The sequence below is a fragment of the Nocardia farcinica genome (genome assembly GCF_001182745.1).
GTDB lineage: Bacteria > Actinomycetota > Actinomycetes > Mycobacteriales > Mycobacteriaceae > Nocardia > Nocardia farcinica.
The window spans coordinates 3,306,506-3,326,005 of sequence record NZ_LN868938.1; the positions used below are offsets into that span (position 1 = coordinate 3,306,506).

The window sequence follows — 19,500 nt, forward strand, 5'->3', positions numbered from 1 at the left end:
GACTCGGCCCTCGGCCCGACGGCGCAGGGTCATCCGCTCCGACCCGGCCGGTCGGCCGAGTGGATCGCCGGGCATCGTGGCGGTGGCGGCGCGGGGAAGGCCCGACCGGGACCCCGGTCAGCCCGCCGGACGCCAGCCCGCCTCGGCGCAGGCCGCGTGCAGTGGGTCGAGGCCGAACGCGTCGACCGGGCCGAGGGCGCCCGTGCCCGAGACGCCGTCGTCGCGCACGGCGTCGGCCGCCCACGCCATGATCCGCGCGGTGAAGTCGTAGGGGTCGCCGCCGGCGAGCGTCACGGTCGCGCGGGACAGGCCCGCGGCGTCGAAGGTCCGGGCGGTCACCCAGGACCGGGTGCGGGCTCTGGACGCGGCGTCGGGCCCGCCCGTGGAGCCGCGCACGAGCGCGGTCACCCCCGCCCGCAGCCCCCGCTCGAGCGGCGGGAGGTGACCTAACGCCGCGGTCAGCACCGAGGTCGCCTGCATACCGCGTCCGGCGAGTTCCGGAACGCCGAGGAAGACATCGATCTCACGCAGGTTCGGGTAGGAGCGCGGCAGGGCGAGCTGTTCCGAGGCGGGGATCGACACACCCGCGCGGGTCGCGCCCGCCACGTCGAAACGGCGCAGCCGGGCACCGGCGCGTTCGTCGACGAGCGCGCCGCCGCGCAACGCGAAGCCGGATTCGAACAGCATCCCCGCGATGGAGGCGCGGGTGCCACCGCTGGTGCCGGGCCGGTCGATGAAGTAGCCGACCTCGACACGCGCCGCGTCGGGCGCCTCGCGCAACGCCAGTCCGGCGGCCAGGTTGCCGGGCACGTAATCGAAGCCGAACGCGCTCAGCAGCACCGACCCCGTGGCCACCGCCCGATCGTGCCGATCGAACACGCTCCGGATGAACGGGCCTTCCCCGGTGGAGTCGATGTAGTGCGCCCCGGCGTCGATCGCGGCGTCCAGCGCGGGACGGCCGTGGCGCAGGAACGGGCCCACCGTGGTCACCAGGACATCGCCGCGCCCCAGCAGCGCCCGCACCGAGGCGGGGTCGCCCACGTCGGCGACCGCGGTCGGTGCCCCGCCGAGTTCGGCGGCGAGCGCGGCCAGGGCGGCGGCGTCACGCCCGGCCAGCACGGGTGTGGCGCCGCGGGCGACCAGCTCGGCGGCGGTCAGACGGCCGGTATAACCGGTCGCCCCGAACAGCACGATCTTCGACATCGGGCACACCTGTTTCTGCTCGTCGGTCCGATGGTCACGATCAAAGCACGAGTGGACCCGGTCAGCCGAGGACGAGACGGGGCTCGGGCAGGTAGGTGCGGGCCTGCGAGCGGACACTGCCCCAGACGGCGAACCCGATCAGGGGTGTGTTGTCCGGGATGTGGAGGCGCCGCGCGGCCAGGTCGACGACGGCGGGGACGATGACCGAACCGTAGCTGAGGGACCGGTTCTTCAACGCCCGCAGCGCCTCCGGGTGGACGCGGTGCGAGACCAGCGCGGCCACCCCGAAGGCACCACCCTTGACGACGAAGGCGCTGCGCCTGCGCAGAGACTGCGCGAATTCGTCCACCCGGCAGGGGAAGTCGGTGACGGCAGCGGGGGTGATCTCCGCGACGCCCGCCGCGCACACCGCCAGCTCGATCGGATTCAACTCGGTGGCCACGGCCATCCCGACCCCGAGCAGGCTCCACACCGGACCGATCCAGTTCCGGCCGACCTGCAACCGGCCCATCGCCATCTGGTGGGCGACGGCCGCCAGATACCGCTCCACCTCGTCCTGCATCGGATCGACGGCCTGTCCCGGAACCGCGACGGAAGCCCCGTCGGTGGGCGGGTGCGGGGGCACCGAGAGAACCGGATGCGCCGGGGCGCCAGGCTGTCCCGGCACGACGACGGGATGCGGCATGTGCGCGGGACCCGGCGCGGCAGGATGCGCCGGCGCGGCTGCGGCATCGGGTACTCCCGGATGCCCGTGCGGGACAGCGGGATGCGGCGCGACCGCAGGGGGCGGCCCGGAGACACCGTGCCGCTGCCCCGGCGGCGCGGGAGCGTGCGGCGGAACCGGATGCGCCGGACCGGCCCACCGATGCGCCGGAGCACCCGACGGCGACATCGGAGCTCCGGGGTGTGCGGCGTGATGCGGCGGATATCCCTGCGGTGGTGTGGGATTCACCGGTCCGCTGCCCGGCGGCGTGGGGACGGGACCGGACGCGTACCCCGGTCCTGGCATCGGCGCGGGTGGCGGTGCGGCGGGGTGCACAGCCGCACCCCCACCGGTGCCCCCGTCCGGCGGTGTCGGACTCTTCCCCCACGGCGTCGACATGCGTTCCCTCCCTGCTCACTTCGACCCTGCCCGTTCGCCCCTGCCCCGATCGAGCAGTCCCGGCGGCGGCACGGCGACCAGCTGCCGAATGAAGCCCTCGGCGCTGCCCCGTCCGACACGCGACCCTACCGCTCCGGGCACATCGCCCACGAGGGCACCGCATCGACCGGGCCCGACCAGGCGGACATCACTGCGGTCGGTGCGGCCCGTCCGCCTCCTCGACGGTGTCGGCGACGACGGCGGTGACCGGTTTGGCCGCGGCACCGCAACTGGCCTGGCGCGGCGCGAGTCCCACCGTCCGGGTGCGCACCACCCAGCGGCGGCCGTCGCGGTGCGCCACCTCGGCGGTGCCCGGGTCGGCGGGCGCGACGGTGAGGTCATCGAGACCCGCGACGATCCGTTCCCGCACCGCGAGTTCGGCGACCTGCTCGACGGGCGGGTAGCAGCTGCGGCCGCGCAGACCCGGCAGCGAGACGGCCCCGCGGTCGGCGGCGCGCACGGCGGCGACCGCGGTGTCGGCGTCCACCCGGCCGTAGGTCAGCCCGGCGGGCAGCAGCACCATCGCGGGCGCGAACCGGTGCCCGCCGGTGTGCGAGCACTCCCACACCCGGCCCGGAAACGCGGCGGCCAGGCTCGCGGCGATCGGGCGCCCGAGCAGGGCGCAGCACCGGTCTCGTTTGCCGTGCGCGCACACCAGCACCGGCGGGTCGGCGACCGGTTCGCCGAGGCCGGGCGGCGGCCCGGCGAGCAGGCCGAGATCGATGTCGAGCAGCTGGTCCAGGTCGTCGATCAGCAGCCGCTCGCACCAGGAGTCCTGCGGGCGCGAGGCCGCCAGCAGCACGGTGCGGGCGCCGGTGAACTCGGTGCGACCCGGTCTGCGGATCAGGGTGGGGCGCACGCGCGCGGCGGCGGTGCGGGCGGCGAGTTCGGTGCTGATCCGCGGGCCGAGCACCTGGTCGCCGAGCACGTCGCGGCCCCACGCGCCGGGGTGTTCGACACAGAGCCAGCCGTCGACCCGGGTGGCGGTGCCCGCCAGCGGCACGTCCACGGCGGCCGCCGAGCACGGCATGCCCGCGACGCCGGTCATGCCGTCAGGAACGGCAACACAGCCGCCTCGAACTCCCGGTAGCGGTCGCGGTGGATGCTGTGACCGCAGGTGAAGGCGGTGACCGTGCAGTCGGCCACGGCCGCGGTCAGGACCGCCAGCTTCTCCGGGTCCACCATGCCGCCGGGTCCACCGCGCAGCACCAGGGTGGGCGCGGTGATCTCGCTCAGCCGCTCCCACCACTGCGGGTTCGGCTTGCGGAACTGTTCGAGGGCGACGCGGGTCATCGACCGGTCGAAGGCCCACACCGCGCGCGGATGCCGCACCAGGCTGGAGGCGGCGTGCCACAGTTCGGGCACGGTGGGGAAACGGCGGGTCAGGCTCAGTTCCTCGTCGCCGGACCGCAGCGGCAGCGGGCATTCCTCGATCACCAGCTTGCGCACCAGCGTGGGCCGCTCCTGCGCGACGCAGGAGACGGCGTAGCCGCCCAGCGAATGACCGACCAGGTCGACACCGTCGAGCCCGAGGTGCTCGCACAGGCGGAGCAGGTCGGCGCCGAACTCGTCGAATCCGTAGGTGGCGGCCCGGGAGCTGCGGCCGTGGCCGCGCAGATCGGGCACGATCACCCGGCGGCCGTCGCGCAGCAGGCGGCGCGCGAACCGGTCCCAGGTGTGGCCGTCGCCGCCCATGCCGTGCACCAGCAGCACGGGCACGCCGTCGGCCGGACCCGAGTCGCGGTAGGCGATGCGCACGCCGTGGGACGACAGGTGGGCAAACGTCGAGTTCACGAGGGGAGTCTACGAGGACGGCGGTGCCCCGCTAGCCGTACACCCCTTCGGCCTCCCAGACCCCGTCCCGGTAGCCGAGCAGCAGCACCCGGTCCTGGGAGTCGGTGATGCGGACCTGGGCGCGAGCGGCGAGCGCCGCCGAACCGCCGGGCGCCCACCAGTGCTCGTCCACCGGCCACGGCCCGGCCCACCCGGTCAACCGCCAGCTGCGCGACTCCCAGTGCAGGTGGACCGGGTCGGCGGTGAACAGCCCGCGCGGGGTGATCTCCACGGGTGCGCCGTCGGCGGCGAGCAACCGCACCTGCGGGCGGGGTGTCAGCAGGACCGCGGGCGCGGGCTCGGGCAGCCGGCCCGGCCACGGTTGGTCGGGATCGGCCGCGGGCACGCGTTCGTCACCGAGCACCACCAGGGTGACACGTTCGGCGGGCCCGCGCCCGCCACTGAGCACCCCGACCCGGACCGCCTCACCGCCGAGCAGCCCCTGCACCCGGACCAGGGCGCGCCGCGCCCGCTCGTCCTCCTCGCCGACCCCGCCCCACAGCCCCAGCTGCAACGCACCCGCGCGCACCACCTCCACCGGTTCCAGGCGCAGCAGCGTGACGGGCGCGCTCGGGCGGTCGCCGCGGGTCAGCCAGCCGTCGAGCTGCCAGCGCACCCGGTCGGCGGTGTCGGCCGGGGTCAGCGGCTGCGCGCACCGCCAGGTGCGCGAGAGCTGTTCGCCCGCTTCGGTTTCGGCGTGCACGGCGAGCCGGGTGCAGGCCAGCGACGCCGCCGCCAGCGCGCCGTGCAACTCGGTGGCGAGCAGCCTGCCCGCGAAGGCGGCCGCGTCCACCCGGTCGATCGGCGGATCGCAGCGATGCTCGACGACCAGGTCGGGCGCGGGCCTGCGCGCCGAGGGCGGCCGTTCCGGGAGGGCACGCGCGCTGCGGTGCGCCAGCACGGCATCGGCGCCGAAACGCGAGCCCACTTCGGCCGGGCGCAGCGCCGCGAAGTCGCCCACCCGGCGCAGGCCGAGCCGGTGCAGCAGATCGACCAGGTCGGCGCGTTCGGGCGCGGCCAGGCTCGGCTCGACGGCCAGCTCGGCCACCGGCAGCGGCGCGAGGAAATCCGCCCCCGCGCCGGGTGCGACGACGGCGCCGTGCCTGGCCGCGATCACCGCGGTGAACACCTCGTCGGCGATGCCGACCTGCGCCTCGACGCCGACCGCGGCGACCGCGTCGACGAGCCGTTCGGCGGCGGCCTCCTCCGAGCCGAAGAACCGGGCCGCGCCGCGGGCCCCGAGCACGAGCAGCCCGGGGCGCAGCACCTCCACGCCGGGCACGGTCGCGTCGACCGCGGCGACCACCGGCTCGAACAGCCGCGCGTCGCGGTCCGGATCGGCCTGCGCCAGATGCAGCTCGGGGCAGCGCGCCTGCGCCTCCCGGCGGCGCAGGCCGCGGCGCACCCCCGCGACCCGCGCGGTCGCCGAGCACGCCGTGACGCGGTTGGCCGACAGCACCGCCACCGGCCGGGTGGGCGGCACCTCCGCCACCGCCGCCGCGGCGACCGCGGGCCAGTCCCGGCACCACACCGCCAGCACCCGGCTCGCCCGCGCCGCGGCCGGGGTCACGACGCGGCCTCCCCCGCCACCGGAAGATCGCTCACCGTGTGCCCGGTGTCCACGTCGAACCAGGCCACCCGCCCACCGTGCGGACGCAGTTCGATGCGTCCGCGCCGCGGCGGTCCCGCCCGGTGCGCGGCGGTGACGTCGAGGCAGAACGAGCGCAGCCGCCCGTAGCCCGCGCCGAGACCGGTGTAGCCGGCGATCCTGGCGTCCATCCGCAGGGTGGCGTCGGGCCAGCGGCCGTCGGTGACCACCAGGGTGGCGCCCTTGTTGCGGGCGCGGGCGGCGATCACCCGGGCGCGCGCGGGCGGTACGGCGGCGCCGCGCAGGCCGAGCACGACCAGGTCGAGTCCGTCCAGCAGCACCGCGGCCACCTCGACCGGATCGGGCCCCGGATCCGGGATGACGGCCAGCCTGCCCAGGTCGGCGCCCATTTCGGCGGCGGCGAGCAGCCCGAAACCGGGGACGCCGACCACCGCGGCGTGCCCACCGGGCTCGGTGACCGCGGCCAGCAACCCGGCCAGCAGCGAACGCGCCCCGGCGTAGGAGACCACCGTGCCCTTGCCGAGCCCGCCGTCGGGCAGCAGTCCGGCCAGCGCGGGCGGCACCGGCAGCGGTTCGCGCCGCAACCGCGGCGCCACCGGGCTGCGAGCCGCCGCGGACTCGCCCCGGCCGGGAATCGCCGCCATCCTGCGCCGCAGTTCGGCCAGCTTCTGTTGTCTTTCCGTCTCCCCCACCCGCGCGTCCGAACCCATCACAACCACCTACTTCCCAGATGGACTCCGAGGCGAAGCGAGCGCCAGCACCGATTCAGCTATCGATCGCTATCGAATATACGTTCGATAGTCGGCGAGCAGAAGCCCACCCCGGGGATCGGCAGGCGGGGCCGCGCGGTACCCTCACCGCCACCGTCCGGTCCGCGCCGGGCCGATCGTCCGAGGGCGGTGCCGCTGGTCTCGAATCAGGTCCCCTACCACCGAATTCGGATACTCTGCACACCATGATCGATCGCGCCCGTCCCATCGTCGGCCCCGACTATCTGGTCGCGGGTCGCTACCGCCTGCAGTCGAAGCTGGGCGGCGGCGGCATGGGCGCGGTGTGGCTGGCGCACGACCGGTTGCTCGATCGCGACGTGGCCATCAAACAGGTGCTCTCCACCGCCGGGCTGCCCGAGGCGGAGGCCGCCAGGATCCGCGAGCAGATCATGCACGAGGGCCGGGTCGCGGCCAAGCTCTCGCACGAGCACGCCATCGCCGTCTACGACGTGGTGCTCGAGGCGGGCGAGCCCTGGCTGGTGATGGAGCATCTGCCCTCACGCAGCGTCGCGCGTGCGCTCGGCCTGGTCGACACGCTGCCGGTGCTCGAGGTGGCCCAGATCGGCGCCCAGGTGGCCGACGCGCTCGCGGCCGCGCACGCGGTGGGCATCGTGCACCGCGACATCAAGCCCGGCAACATCCTCGTCGCCGACCGCGGGCCCCGGGTCGGCTTCGCCAAGCTCAGCGACTTCGGCATCTCCCGCGGCGCGGGCGAGACATCCGACGAGCCGGACGGCATCATCACCGGCACCCCCGCCTACCTGCCGCCCGAGGTGGCCCGCGGCGCGCAGCCCACCGCGGCCAGCGACGTGTTCTCCCTCGGCGCCACCCTCTACACCGCGATCGAGGGCCAGCCGCCGTTCGGCATGGACGACGACAGCGACGCCGTCGTACAGCGGGCCGCGATGGCCCAGATCATCCCGCCCTCGCGCAGCGGCGTGCTCACCGACGCGCTGCTGCACATGATGGAGCCCGCCCCGCAGCGCAGGCCGACGATGGCCGAGGCGCGCGACGAAATCCTCACCGCCGCATTCGGTCCCGGCACCGCCTCCTACATCCTCGGCGCGCCGGTACGCACCGAGGACGGCACCATCCCGTCCTGGGCGACCCGCAACGGAGCCATCGGCCTGCGCAGCCCGCACTCGGCCCCGCTCCCCCGCCCGCATCGCGGCGCGTCGGCGGCGAACACGCCCGCCGCCCAGCGAGCCAGGGTGGCCGCGCCGCGGCAGACCAACGCCGCGCTGGCGGTGACCATCGGGCTGCTGATCGGGTTGATCATCATCATCGGCGTCATCGTCGTGGCGATGTAGCGCCGCGCCGGCTCAGTCGATGCGGCGGCGGTGTGCCCAGCGGGTCAGCGCGTTGCGATTGGACTGCTGGGTCTTGCGCAGCACATTGGAGGCGTGCGTCTCGACGGTCTTCACCGAGATGAACAGGGTCTCGGCGATCTCGCGATAGGTGTAGCCGCGGGCCAGCAGGCGCAGCACCTCGAGTTCGCGCGGGGTGAGCGAATCCAGTTCCGGGTCGAGCGGCGGCTCGGGCACCGGCGAGCGGCCGGTGAACGAATCGAGCACGAAACCGGCCAGTCGCGGGCTGAACACCGCGTCGCCGCCGGCCACCCGGCGGATGCCATCGGCCAGTTCGGCGCCGGAGATCGTCTTGGTGACGTAGCCGCGCGCGCCGGCCCGGATCACCGCGATGACGTCCTCGGCGGCATCGGAGACGCTCAGCGCCAGGCACACCGGCCCGTCCTCGATACCGGAGAGCACCGCGACACCGCCGCCGTCGGGCATGTGCACGTCCAGCAGCACCACGTCGGGCTCGGTCGCCTTGATCCCGGCGATCGCCTCGGCGACACCGCCCGCCTCGCCGACCACCTCCAGATCGGCCTCCCTGCTCAGCTCCGCCCGTACCCCCGAGCGGAACACCGCGTGATCGTCGACGAGAAAGACCCGCACGGTCACCTACATCTCCTCACCTGTCGGCGGCCCGAGCCCACACGCCGACCGCACCTCCATCGGTACCACACCACCACTGTCCCGCCCGCGCGCCGCGTCAGTCGGCCCGGCCCGCGGGCTCGCGCGTCCGCTCGGTCGCGTCCTCGTCCGGCTCCCCCGCGCAGTCCAGCCCGGCGGCGTCGCTGCGCGGCATGTGGATCCGCACCTCGGTGCCCCGGCCGGGCGTGGACAGGATCTCGACCCGGCCGCCGCGCCGCTCGATCCGCCCGCGGATCGATTTGGCCAGGCCCTGCCGGTCCTGCGGCACGGCCGCCGGATCGAATCCGGCGCCGCGGTCGCGCACGAACACGCTCACCTGATGCGGTTCCACCTCGGCGAACAGGTCGACGGTCGGCACCCCGGCGTGCTTGGCGGCGTTCACCATCGCCTCGCGGGCCGCGCCGAGCAGGGCGGTGAAATGCTCCTTGGGCAGGCCGAAACCGGAATCGTCGACGTCCATCGTCACATCGCCCACGGTCACCGGGGTGACCTTCACGCCGTGCTGGTCCTCCACCTCACCCGCGATGGTGCGCAGCGCGGCGGCCAGGCTGGAATGCGCGGGACCGGAGTCGTCGAAGAGCCAGCGGCGCAGTTCACGTTCCTGGCTACGGGCCAGGCGCATCACCTCGTGCGGATCGTCGGCCTGGCGCTGGATCAGCGCGAGCGTCTGCAACACCGAGTCGTGCAGGTGCGAGGCGATCTCCTCGCGCTCCTCGTTGCGGATGCGGGCGGCGCGTTCGGCGTTCAGCGCGCCCATCATGCGCAGCCACAGCGGCACGGTCAGCAGACCGGCGCCCGCCAGCGTCACCACCACCGCGATCAGCGCCGAGCCGAGCGAACCGAGGTCGATCCTGGCCAGCACCAGCACGCCGAGCCCGAGCACCACCAGGGTCGCGCCGGTGACGATGCGGGCCCAGGTCACCACCGACGGCCGTGCGGGCAGTCCGAGCAGCGACCGCGGCCCGTCGGTGTCGTATTCGCGCCACACCAGCGCCGCGCCGACCGCGACCACCACGATCGGCACGATCACCTTCGCCGCCACGGTCGCGTTCATCGCCCAGGAGACCGCGATCGCCAGCCCGAGCCCGAGCATCGCCAGGCCGATCGCCTGCCGCCGCTCGGTGCCCGACGGCTCGGCGGTGTCGACGCCGCCCGGGGTGAACACCCACAGCATGCCGTAGGCGATGATGCCCGCCCCGGCCAGCGCGGACAGCAGCACGAAAGCCATCCGCACCTTGAACACGTCGAGACCGAGATGATCGGCCAGACCGCCGGCGACACCGCCGACGATCCGCCCGCCGGACCGGCGCACCAGCCGCAACCGGGGCGTCTGCCCGAGCGCCAGCACCGGGGCGGGCCCGAACCCGCGGGGCATCCCCGCTCCGGACGGATCGGGGCCGCCGGCGGGATGGCCGGGCGCGGCGCCTGCCCCCCACGCGGAGCCTGCGCCCCGGGCAGCGTCGAACGCGGGGCCGGTCGGGTACATACCTTCGATACTGGCACGCCACCCCGACCACCGGCATCGGGATTCTCCCTGATCTTCACCCCCACCCACCGCATCCGCGCAGGTCCGCCGCCCGCGACCGCGCCGTGTGCCGACAGGCGGCGCGGTCCGCGAGTTCCGTGGATTTTCAGGGTTACCCCCGATGCGGTGGCGGTCGTGCGCGCTCACCATGGAGAACATGACGAGAACGACCTTCGGCGATCAGCTTCAGCAGATGTGGCAGACGCGGCCGGTACGGCTGCCGCGGCAAGGGCCGATCGCGGGCGTCGCCGCGGGTTTCGGCCAGCGCTACAACGTCGACCCGGTGCTGATCCGGGTCGCGTTCGTGGTGTCGAGCATGTTCGGCGGCGCGGGCATCGTGCTCTACCTGTTCGCCTGGCTGATGCTCAGCGAAGCGGGCGAGCGGTCCTCCCCGGCCGAATCGCTGTTCGGCAAGGGGCACAGCTCGCAGTCCCAGACCAAGACGGTCGTGCTCATCGTGGCGCTGGCCATCGCGGTCACCACCGTCGGACCGATCGGCGTCGGGCTGGCCGGTTCCGGAATGATCAGCCTCGCCTTGATGCTGGCCGGCTGGTGGATGCTGTTCATGCGCTGCCCGCAACCACCGCCGGGCACCAGCCTCTGGGACGCGGGCTACCCCGGCGGCACCGCGACCGGCTATCCGGGTACCGCCTTCCCGACCGGCCCGATGCGCACCACCGGCGGCTTCCCGATGGCGCAGGCGACGCACACCACAGCGATGTACACGCCCTACACCAAGCTGCCGGACGCCTACATCCCCGACGACCGGGCCGACGCGCCGACCGTCGAACTACACAAGCGACCGGAACCGGCAGCCACGACCGACGCGGCACCAGCGGCATCGGATCGTCCCGCACCCACCGACACGACCCGCCCGACCGCCGACGACACGGTCGCCGCCGAATCCGGCGCATCGGCGCCGCCCGAGCAGACCACCGCCGCCCCCGCCGAGCCCGGCCCGGCGGCTGGATCCGACTCGGACGAGACGGCCCGCGACGGCGCGACCGTGGCGGCCACCTCCGCGAACGCGCCGTCGCCCGCCGGGACAGCCGACGCCCGCCCCACGCCGACCACCCTCGCGGCGGCCCCGCCCCCGGTGCTCGCCGGACCGGTCCCCCCGTCCTGGGATCCGCTCGGCGTCGCCCCGCTGGCCTGGGATCTTCCCGAACCCACCCCGGCGCGCCCCGTGGTCGCGCCCCCGCCGAAACGGCCCCGCTCCCGGCTCACCCCGGTGGTGCTCGGCCTGGCCATCATGGCCGCCGCGGGCGCCGGCGCGCTGGCCGCGGCGGGCGTCGAGTGGATGACACCCGGCCGCATCGGCGCGGTGGCCCTGGCCGTGATCGGTCTCGGGCTGGTGCTGGGCGCGTTCCTGCGGCGCGGCTACGGCCTGCTCGTGGTGACCGCCCCGCTCGCCGGGTTCGTGCTGCTGGCCTCGCTGATCGGCCCGATCGAATTCGACCGCGGCGCGATGGGCGAACACGTCTGGGCGCCGCCGACCGCGGCGGAGTTGCGGTCGGACTACCGGGTGACGATGGGGTCGGGCACGCTGGACCTGCGCTCGATCGAACTCACCGAGAACCGCACGGTGAACCTCGACGTGCAGATGGGTGAGGCGCGCATCCTCGTGCCCGCCGGGATGACGGTGCACACCGACTGCTCGGTGCGGATGGGTGAGAACCTCTGCCCCGAGGGCATCACCGGCCCGAACACCCCGGGTGCGCCGGTGCTCGACCTGAACGTGGACGTGCGGATGGGCAGCGTGGAGGTGCAGCGTGGCTGAGCGCAAGGAAACCGAACGTGTGGGTAACGGCGGCCCGTCCGCCTCCCTGCTGATCGTGGGGCTGCTGGCCCTGGCCGTCAGCGTGTGGGGTTTCGTCGGCCCCGCGGCCACCGCCGGTGGCGCCGTCTCCCTGGGCTGGATCCTGGTGATCGGCGCGATCGTCGTCGGCCTGCTGCTGGTGATCTCCCCGCGCCGCCGATGACCGGCACCGGCCCCACCGAGGGGAGCACCGCGACCCCGCCCGCCCAGGCCGCCCGCGATCCAGGCACTCCGCTGGCCCGGCTGGTCCGCGGCGGGAGCCGGGGAATTCCCGGCCTGCGCCTGGGCCACCTGGTCTACGGCCACCACGGCAGAACCGTGCGCGACTGACCCGCGAACGACGAACGGCCCGCACCGGAGCGGTGCGGGCCGTTCACTGCCTCGGGATCACTCCCACTCGATGGTCCCCGGCGGCTTGCTCGTCACATCCAGCACCACGCGGTTGACCTCGGCGACCTCGTTGGTGATCCGGGTCGAGATCCGCTCGAGCACCTCGTAGGGCAGCCGGGTCCAATCCGCGGTCATCGCGTCCTCGCTGGACACCGGACGCAGCACGATGGGATGACCGTAGGTGCGGCCGTCGCCCTGCACCCCGACACTGCGCACGTCGGCCAGCAACACCACCGGGCACTGCCAGATCTGCCGGTCCAGCCCGGCCGCGGTCAGCTCCTCGCGGGCGATCGCGTCGGCCTGCCGCAGCGTCGCCAGCCGGTCCGCGGTGACCTCGCCGATGATGCGGATCGCCAGCCCCGGCCCGGGGAACGGCTGCCTGGCCACGATCTCCTCGGGCAGGCCGAGCTCGCGGCCCACCGCGCGCACCTCGTCCTTGAACAGCAACCGCAGCGGCTCGACCAGCTCGAACTCCAGGTCCTCCGGCAGGCCGCCGACATTGTGGTGGGACTTGATGTTCGCGGTGCCGGTGCCGCCGCCGGACTCCACCACATCCGGGTAGAGCGTGCCCTGCACCAGGAATTCCACCTCGGGCTGCTTGCCCTCGGCCGCGCCCTGCTCGTCGACGATCTGGCGCACCGCGTCCTCGAAGGACCGGATGAACTCCCGGCCGATGATCTTGCGCTTCTCCTCGGGATCGGTCACGCCCTTCAGCTCACCGAGGAACTTGTCCACCGCGTCGACGGTCACCAGCTTGGCACCGGTGGACGCGACGAAATCCTGCTGCACCTGCTCGCGCTCGCCCGCGCGCAGCAGTCCGTGATCGACGAACACGCAGGTCAGCCGGTCGCCGATGGCGCGCTGCACCAGGGCGGCCGCCACCGCGCTGTCCACGCCGCCGGACAGGCCGCAGATCGCGTGGCCGTCGCCGACCTGCGCGCGCACCTGCTCCACCAGCACATCGGCGATGTTCGACGGTGTCCAGCTCGCCGGGATACCCGCCAGCTCGTGCAGGAACCGGCTCAGCACCTGCTGGCCGTGCGGGGAATGCAGCACCTCGGGGTGGTACTGCACACCGGCCAGCCGCCGCGCGCGGTCCTCGAACGCCGCGACCGGCGCACCCGCCGTGGTGCCGGTCACCTCGAAGCCCTCCGGCGCGTCGGTCACCGCGTCACCGTGGCTCATCCACACCGGCTGAATCGTGGGCAGGCCGCCGTGCAGCACGCCACCGTCGATGTTGAGTTCGGTGCGGCCGTACTCGCGGGTGCCGGTGTGGGCCACCGTGCCGCCGAGCGCCTGCGCCATCGCCTGGAAGCCGTAGCAGATGCCGAAGACCGGCAGGTTCAGGTCGAACAGCCGCGGATCCAGCTGCGGCGCGCCCTCGGCGTACACGCTGGCCGGGCCACCGGACAGGATCACCGCGAGCGGCTTCTTCGCCGCGATCTCCTCCACCGTGGCGGTATGGGGAACCACCTCGGAGTAGACGCTCGCCTCGCGGACCCGGCGAGCGATCAGCTGGGCGTATTGGGCACCGAAGTCGACGACGAGGACCGGTCTCTGGGTTTCTGCCACCGGCCCAGTCTAGTGAGCGGACCCGCGCCCGGAACGCACGGGCATGCCCGGTGCGCGCCAGGTCACGCCCGCACGCTCAAGCCGACCTTCTGGAACTCCTTCAGATCCGAGTAACCCGCCTTCGCCATCGAGCGCCGCAGCCCGCCGACCAGGTTCAGCGAACCGAACGGATCGTCGGACGGGCCGAAGAGCACCCGCTCCAGCGGCGGCCGCGCGGCCTCGTCCGCCTCGTCCTCGGCACCGAGATCCCAACCGTCACCCACCTGCAACAGCGAACCGCGCGGCACCGAGGGATGCGCGGCCGCCGACGGCCAGTACCAGCCGCGGCCGGGCGCCTCGGCCGCCACCGCCAGCGGCACCCCCAGCATCGCCGCGTCCGCACCGCAGGCGATCGCCTTCGCCAGCTGACCCGACGTCGCGATGTCGCCGTCGGCGATGACATGCACGTAACGACCGCCCGTCTCGTCCAGGTAGTCCCGCCGCGCCGCCGCCGCGTCCGCGATCGCCGTCGCCATCGGCACCCCGATACCGAGCACCTCACCCGTCGTCGTCGCGCCCGGGTACGAGCCGTAGCCCACGATCACGCCCGCCGCACCGGTGCGCATCAGGTGCAGGGCGGTGCGGTGATCGCTCACCCCGCCCGCCACCACCGGCACATCCAGCTCGGCGATGAAGGTCTTCAGGTTCAGCGGCTCACCGTCGCCGACATGCTCGGCCGAGATGATCGTGCCGTGCACCACCAGCAGATCGATGCCCGCCTGCAACAGCGCGGGCGTCAGTGTCCGAGCGTTCTGCGGGCTCACCCGCACCGCCACCGTCACCCCGGCCGCGCGCACCTCGGCGACGGCCGCCGCCAGCAGATCCGGCTGCATCGGCGCGGCGTGCAACTGCTGCAGCAACGCCACCGCCCGGTCGAACCTGCCCTGCGCCGCCAGCTCGGTCAGCTGCTCGATCTTGGTCTCGACATCGGCGTGCCTGGCCCACAGGCCCTCGCCGTTGATCACCCCGAGCCCACCGAGACGACCCAGCTCCACCGCCGACCGCGGCGAAACCAGCGCATCGGTCGGATGCGCCACCAGCGGGATCTCGAAGCGGTACGCGTCCAGCTGCCATGCCAACGACACCTGCTTCGACGAGCGGGTACGCCGCGACGGAACGATGTCGACATCGTCCAGCTCGTAGGTACGCCGGGCGGTCCGGCCCATGCCGATCTCGACCATGTCGCGCACGTGAGTTGTCCTTTCGGTGTTGGATTTGCCGCTCCTTCGTCGCGGCGTGTTCACGGCCCCCTGGTGTCTCGCGGTCGCGAGACGGGCCGCGAACGGGGCTCGTCCCTCATGGTGATCCGGGCGGGTGAGCGTGTTGTTTGCTGCTCGGGGGTCGGCTCGAGACTATCGCCTGCGGTGAGCGGGGGGTCGCGCCGCTCCGGGTACGGCTCGGTGGGGTGGGCCGGACAGCAGTGACGGCCGGGACCGCTGGGGTGCCCGGCCGTCTGGGGCGCTCGTCAGGAACGGCCCGTGTAGTTGGGGGCCTCCACGGTCATGGTGATGTCGTGCGGGTGGCTCTCCTTCAGGCCCGCCGCGGTGATCTGCACGAACTGGGCCTCCTGCAGGTCGGCGATGGACTGGGAGCCGGTGTAGCCCATGGCGGCGCGCAGGCCGCCGACGAGCTGGTGGATCACCTGGTTCACCGGCCCGCGGAACGGGACCCGGCCCTCGATGCCCTCGGGGACCAGCTTGTCCTCGGCGAGCACGTCGTCCTGGAAGTAGCGGTCCTTGGAGAACGACTTGGCCTGGCCGCGGCCCTGCATCGCGCCCAGCGAACCCATGCCGCGGTAGCTCTTGAACTGCTTGCCGCCCACCAGGATCAACTCGCCCGGCGACTCGGCCGTACCCGCCAGCAGCGAACCCAGCATCACGGTGGACGCGCCCGCCGCGATGGCCTTGGCGATGTCGCCGGAGAACTGGATGCCACCGTCGGCGATCACCGGCACACCGGCGGGCTTGCAGGCCGCGACGGCCTCCAGGATGGCGGTGATCTGCGGCGCGCCCACGCCCGCGACGACGCGGGTGGTGCAGATCGAGCCGGGGCCGACGCCCACCTTCACCGCGTCCGCGCCCGCTTCCACGAGCGCGGCCGCGCCGGCGCGGGTGGCGATGTTGCCGCCGACGACCTGGATGCGGTCACCGACCTCGGCCTTCACCTTGGCCACCATCTGCAGCACCTGGGACTGGTGCCCGTGCGCGGTGTCGACCACCAGCACGTCCACCCCGGCATCGGCCAGCGTCATCGCTCGCGACCAGGCGTCTTCACCGACACCGACCGCCGCGCCGACCAGCAGGCGGCCGTCGCGGTCCTTGGTGGCGTTCGGGTACTGATCGGTCTTGACGAAGTCCTTCACGGTGATGAGACCGCGCAGCCTGCCGTTGCCGTCCACGATCGGCAGCTTCTCCACCTTGTGGCGGCGCAGCAGTCCCAGCGCGGCCTCCGCGGTGACACCCTCCTGGGCGGTGATCAGCGGCGCCTTGGTCATCACGTCGGCGACCCGGCGGTTCTGGTCCACCTCGAACCGCATGTCACGGTTGGTGATGATGCCCACGAGGGCGCCCGTCTCGTCCACCACGGGCAGGCCCGAGATGCGGAAGCGGGCGCACATGGCGTCGACCTCGGCGAGGGTGTCGGTGGGACGACAGGTCACCGGATCGGTCACCATGCCCGCCTCGGAGCGCTTCACGGTCTCCACCTGGGCGGCCTGGTCGGCGGCCGACAGGTTGCGGTGCAGCACACCCATGCCGCCCGCACGCGCCATCGCGATGGCCATCCTGGCCTCGGTGACGGTATCCATGGCCGAACTCACCAGCGGGGTGCGCAACCGGATCTCCCGGGTGAGCCGGCTGGAGGTCTCGACCGAACTGGGAATCAGATCCGATGCGGCAGGCAGCAACAGCACGTCGTCGAACGTGAGGCCGAGCATGGCGATCTTGTTCGGATCGTCGCCACCCGTAGGGGGGCGGACTGTGTTTCGTTCGCCCGTTACGGGATTACTCATTCGGATCGACCCCTCCTGGACGTCGAAAGCGAGAGACGCCGACCGGCGTCGCGCACAACTGATGGGATGGACGGTGGCGGCGAGATCAGCGTGTCGGGTACTGTCCGGCGCCTGCCCACCATGGTATCTGTCGCGCAAACAGGCCGGGGAACCGATCCCGCCGTCGAAAACTGGCACCCGGCAGCGCTGGCGCAGACCGCCCTGTTCTGCGTACCGTGGGTGTGTGCGTGACCATCTACCACCTGGCTTGCCGCCGGATCCATTCGCCGGAGATCCCTCCGACCCGTCCGCCGCGCTCGATGCCATCGAGCCCGGTGAACCGCTGGATCCCCACGAGCGCCTTGCGGTCGAGGAGGATCTCGCCGATCTCGCCGTGTACGAAGCTCTCCTGGCCCACCGCGGCATCCGCGGACTCGTGGTCAGCTGCGAGGACTGTAGACAGGATCACTACCACGACTGGGACATGCTCCGGGCCAACCTCCTGCAACTGCTGGTCGACGGCACGGTGCGCCCCCATGAGCCCGCCTACGATCCCACTCCCGAGGCGTACGTCACCTGGGACTACTGCCGCGGCTACGCGGACGCCTCGATGAACGAGGCGTTCCACGGCGACGGTTTCGACGGGTTCGACAGCTGAATCCCGGCCCCGTCGATCGGCGCGGTCACCCCGTGCCCGACAGCACACGGCCCGCGAAAACACGAAAGCCGATCGCCGTCGGGCGATCGGTCTCTGTGCAACTCGTTTCCGACAACGCGCCGCTGAATCGAAGTCTCCGCGATCCGCTGCGCGGGAACCGCTAGCTCGACGGCGCCGGCAGCACACCCGGAGGCAACAGCCCCGGCGGAATCTGGATTCCGCCCGGGCCCATCGTCGGCGCGCCGGTGTCGGGAACGCCCGGCGAGCCGGTGTTCCCGGTCGGCACGACCGTCGGCGGGATCTGGGTGGGCCCGCCGGTCGCGGGCGGCTCGGTGGTGGGCTGCGGCTGGGTCGGCGTCACCGGGGGTTCCTCGGTGGTCGGCTCGACCGGCTCGGTGGGCTGCGTCGGCTGGGTGGGCTGCGTGGGCTCGGTGGTTCCGCCGGGCAGCATGGTCACCGTGCTGCCGTCCCCGGGCGAAGGCCTGGTCGGTAGCACCGTGCCGGTGGGTCCGGTCTCCGGCCGCTGCGGCTGGCTCGGTTGCACCGTCTGCTCCAGCTGGGTGGCCAGCTCCGGGGAGATGCTGCGCAGCTGGGCGAACAGGCGCTGCCATTCGTTCTGCAGATCCTGCTTCTTGGCGCCGTCGCTGATCTGGTCGACATTGCCCTGCGCCCGCTCGAGCAGCGCCACGGCCTGCGTCGTGTTGCCCTGCGCCAGCGCCTGTTTCGCCTGATCGAGCTCGGTGTCCGCGCGCTGCACCACGGTGGTCTGGGCCTGCTCGCTGAACACAACTTCCTTGACCCGCCACAGCGGATCGCCCGGCTCGGCGCCGTAGGAGAACGCCGTGGTACCGCCGATGATCAACGCGAGGGCGGCGGCCGCCCCCGTGATCGGGTAGAGGAGTCGCAGCTTCCCACGCGCCTGGGCACCGACACGGACCTTGCGCGCACCGATCTCCTGGTTGACGGCGGCGACCACCGTGTCCAGGTCGGGAGCGCTCGGCAGCGGCGCAGCGATCAGCTCCGCACGCCAGTCCGCGAGCAGCGCGGCGAGCTGGAACTCCTCTGCACTGTCGGTCTGCACCGGGCCATCGCTGGCGATGGCGTCGATGAGCGCATCGTCGCGGCGCACCGCGGCGATGTCCACCGGTCCGGTGTCTCCAGCCCCCCCGGCGTAGGGACCGCTGTTCCGCGATCCGCGCCGCGCCTTCCAGTCGCCCCGACCGCGCTCGCCATCCCTAGCCATACATTTCACCTGCCCTCGCCACTTGTGACTTCAGTTTCGCGAGCGCCCTGTGCTGGGCCACTCGTATAGCGCCCGCCGTACTGCCCACGGCGGCCGCGGTTTCCTCCGCTGACAAACCCATGACCAGGATCTCTCGATGCTTCTCAGGAAGCGTCGCGAGCAAGCGGTTCATCTGCCTGCTCGTTTCTGACTCGAGAGCTCGCTGCTCCGGCCCTTGGTCGGTGGATATGACATCTGGTACTTCGGCCATTGCCTCCGCCTTGTTACGGGCGGCGTTGCGATGGGCGTCGGCGACCTTGTGCGAAGCGATTCCGTATACGAAGGCCATGAAGGGCCTGCCCTGATCCTGATAGCGGGGCAAGGCGGTCATCACGGCCAGACATACCTCCTGCGCAACGTCATCCGCGGAGAGCTGACCGCGCTCCGCCGCGCCGATACGCGCGCGGCAATAACGGACAACGAGCGGGCGGACAAGCTCCAGTACCTGAGCTAAAGCTGTCCTGTCGCCCTGCGCAGCGGCAGCGACGGCGAGGTCCAACTCTTCGCCCGTGTGCGTCATCGTCAGAGATATTCCTGGCGTTACAAGTGGCACGGGCCCGATGACCTGTGCTTCCACCGAAGTGGCGGAACGGAACCAACAATAGCGACCGGCGCGAGCGCATCGGTCAACATGGTCACTTGTCGCTACAACCTACGGGGCCGTAGAAGTGAC

General features: G+C 72.9%; 18 protein-coding genes. 5 read left to right on the plus strand and 13 right to left on the minus strand.

The genetic code is table 11. From position 1 onward, the window contains the following. Positions 1-117 precede the first annotated feature (117 nt). From AMO33_RS15700 to AMO33_RS15725, 6 genes are all read right to left on the minus strand, one after another. Positions 118-1,203 (minus strand): saccharopine dehydrogenase family protein, encoded by a 1,086-nt coding sequence (locus AMO33_RS15700; RefSeq protein WP_060593070.1) that lies wholly within the window; start codon positions 1,201-1,203, stop codon positions 118-120. A 61-nt stretch (positions 1,204-1,264) separates the two neighbouring features. Beyond that, on the minus strand, positions 1,265-1,765 hold the full coding sequence (locus AMO33_RS15705) for a hypothetical protein (RefSeq protein ID WP_060593071.1): 501 nt from the start codon (positions 1,763-1,765) through the stop codon (positions 1,265-1,267). Positions 1,766-2,492: 727 nt separating this feature from the next. Further along, a complete protein-coding gene (locus AMO33_RS15710; RefSeq protein WP_060593072.1) occupies positions 2,493-3,392 on the minus strand; it encodes a sucrase ferredoxin in 900 nt (299 codons plus the stop codon). Continuing rightward, entirely contained in the window at positions 3,389-4,138 is a 750-nt protein-coding gene (locus AMO33_RS15715) for an alpha/beta fold hydrolase (RefSeq protein ID WP_060593073.1), read from the minus strand. Before AMO33_RS15715 ends, AMO33_RS15710 begins: the two co-directional genes overlap by 4 nt. 31 nt (positions 4,139-4,169) lie before the next feature. Then, on the minus strand, positions 4,170-5,747 hold the full coding sequence (locus tag AMO33_RS15720; RefSeq protein ID WP_060593074.1) for a DNA polymerase Y family protein: 1,578 nt from the start codon (positions 5,745-5,747) through the stop codon (positions 4,170-4,172). After that, on the minus strand, positions 5,744-6,496 hold the full coding sequence (locus AMO33_RS15725; RefSeq protein WP_041559859.1) for a hypothetical protein: 753 nt from the start codon (positions 6,494-6,496) through the stop codon (positions 5,744-5,746). The genes AMO33_RS15720 and AMO33_RS15725 overlap by 4 nt, the downstream gene beginning before the upstream one ends. A gap of 245 nt (positions 6,497-6,741) precedes the next feature. Here AMO33_RS15725 and AMO33_RS15730 point away from each other — a divergent pair, with 245 nt between their 5' ends. Then, positions 6,742-7,866: a serine/threonine-protein kinase gene (locus AMO33_RS15730; protein ID WP_060593075.1), complete on the plus strand. Its 1,125-nt coding sequence runs from the start codon at positions 6,742-6,744 to the stop codon at positions 7,864-7,866. Positions 7,867-7,878: 12 nt separating this feature from the next. On the opposite strand, the gene AMO33_RS15735 is transcribed toward AMO33_RS15730, so the two are convergent. Together AMO33_RS15735 and AMO33_RS15740 are read right to left on the minus strand one after the other, a co-directional pair. Continuing rightward, positions 7,879-8,514 (minus strand): response regulator, encoded by a 636-nt coding sequence (locus AMO33_RS15735; protein WP_011207433.1) that lies wholly within the window; start codon positions 8,512-8,514, stop codon positions 7,879-7,881. Between the two features lie 97 nt (positions 8,515-8,611). Then, on the minus strand, positions 8,612-9,928 hold the full coding sequence (locus AMO33_RS15740; RefSeq protein ID WP_070108878.1) for an ATP-binding protein: 1,317 nt from the start codon (positions 9,926-9,928) through the stop codon (positions 8,612-8,614). Between the two features lie 307 nt (positions 9,929-10,235). Between AMO33_RS15740 and AMO33_RS15745 the strand changes: the two genes are divergently transcribed. From AMO33_RS15745 to AMO33_RS31500, 3 genes are read left to right on the plus strand one after another with little or no spacing between them, the layout of a single operon-like run. Continuing rightward, a complete protein-coding gene (locus AMO33_RS15745) occupies positions 10,236-11,858 on the plus strand; it encodes a PspC domain-containing protein (protein WP_076573674.1) in 1,623 nt (540 codons plus the stop codon). After that, positions 11,851-12,060, plus strand: a complete 210-nt coding sequence (locus tag AMO33_RS15750; protein ID WP_060593077.1) for a hypothetical protein — start codon at positions 11,851-11,853, stop codon at positions 12,058-12,060. The genes AMO33_RS15745 and AMO33_RS15750 overlap by 8 nt, the downstream gene beginning before the upstream one ends. Continuing rightward, complete coding sequence (locus tag AMO33_RS31500) at positions 12,057-12,227, plus strand: hypothetical protein (protein ID WP_159005390.1); 171 nt, start codon at positions 12,057-12,059, stop codon at positions 12,225-12,227. Before AMO33_RS15750 ends, AMO33_RS31500 begins: the two co-directional genes overlap by 4 nt. A gap of 57 nt (positions 12,228-12,284) precedes the next feature. On the opposite strand, the gene guaA is transcribed toward AMO33_RS31500, so the two are convergent. From guaA to guaB, 3 genes are all read right to left on the minus strand, one after another. Further along, a complete protein-coding gene (gene guaA, locus AMO33_RS15755; RefSeq protein WP_011207427.1) occupies positions 12,285-13,859 on the minus strand; it encodes a glutamine-hydrolyzing GMP synthase in 1,575 nt (524 codons plus the stop codon). A 62-nt stretch (positions 13,860-13,921) separates the two neighbouring features. Further along, on the minus strand, positions 13,922-15,088 hold the full coding sequence (locus AMO33_RS15760; protein WP_041559858.1) for a GuaB3 family IMP dehydrogenase-related protein: 1,167 nt from the start codon (positions 15,086-15,088) through the stop codon (positions 13,922-13,924). 275 nt (positions 15,089-15,363) lie between these two features. Then, a complete protein-coding gene (guaB, locus tag AMO33_RS15765) occupies positions 15,364-16,908 on the minus strand; it encodes an IMP dehydrogenase (protein WP_081433147.1) in 1,545 nt (514 codons plus the stop codon). A 223-nt stretch (positions 16,909-17,131) separates the two neighbouring features. On the opposite strand from guaB, the gene AMO33_RS15770 reads away from it, so the two are divergent. Continuing rightward, the gene (locus AMO33_RS15770) at positions 17,132-17,545 is read left to right on the plus strand and encodes a DUF5319 domain-containing protein (RefSeq protein ID WP_011207424.1); all 414 of its coding nucleotides are present in this window, start codon (positions 17,132-17,134) and stop codon (positions 17,543-17,545) included. Between the two features lie 160 nt (positions 17,546-17,705). On the opposite strand, the gene AMO33_RS15775 is transcribed toward AMO33_RS15770, so the two are convergent. Further along, positions 17,706-18,689, minus strand: coding sequence for an anti-sigma-D factor RsdA (locus AMO33_RS15775; protein WP_240327540.1), 984 nt, complete (start codon positions 18,687-18,689; stop codon positions 17,706-17,708). Between the two features lie 91 nt (positions 18,690-18,780). Then, a complete protein-coding gene (locus AMO33_RS15780) occupies positions 18,781-19,347 on the minus strand; it encodes a sigma-70 family RNA polymerase sigma factor (protein ID WP_060593079.1) in 567 nt (188 codons plus the stop codon). Between the last annotated feature and the right edge of the window lie 153 nt (positions 19,348-19,500).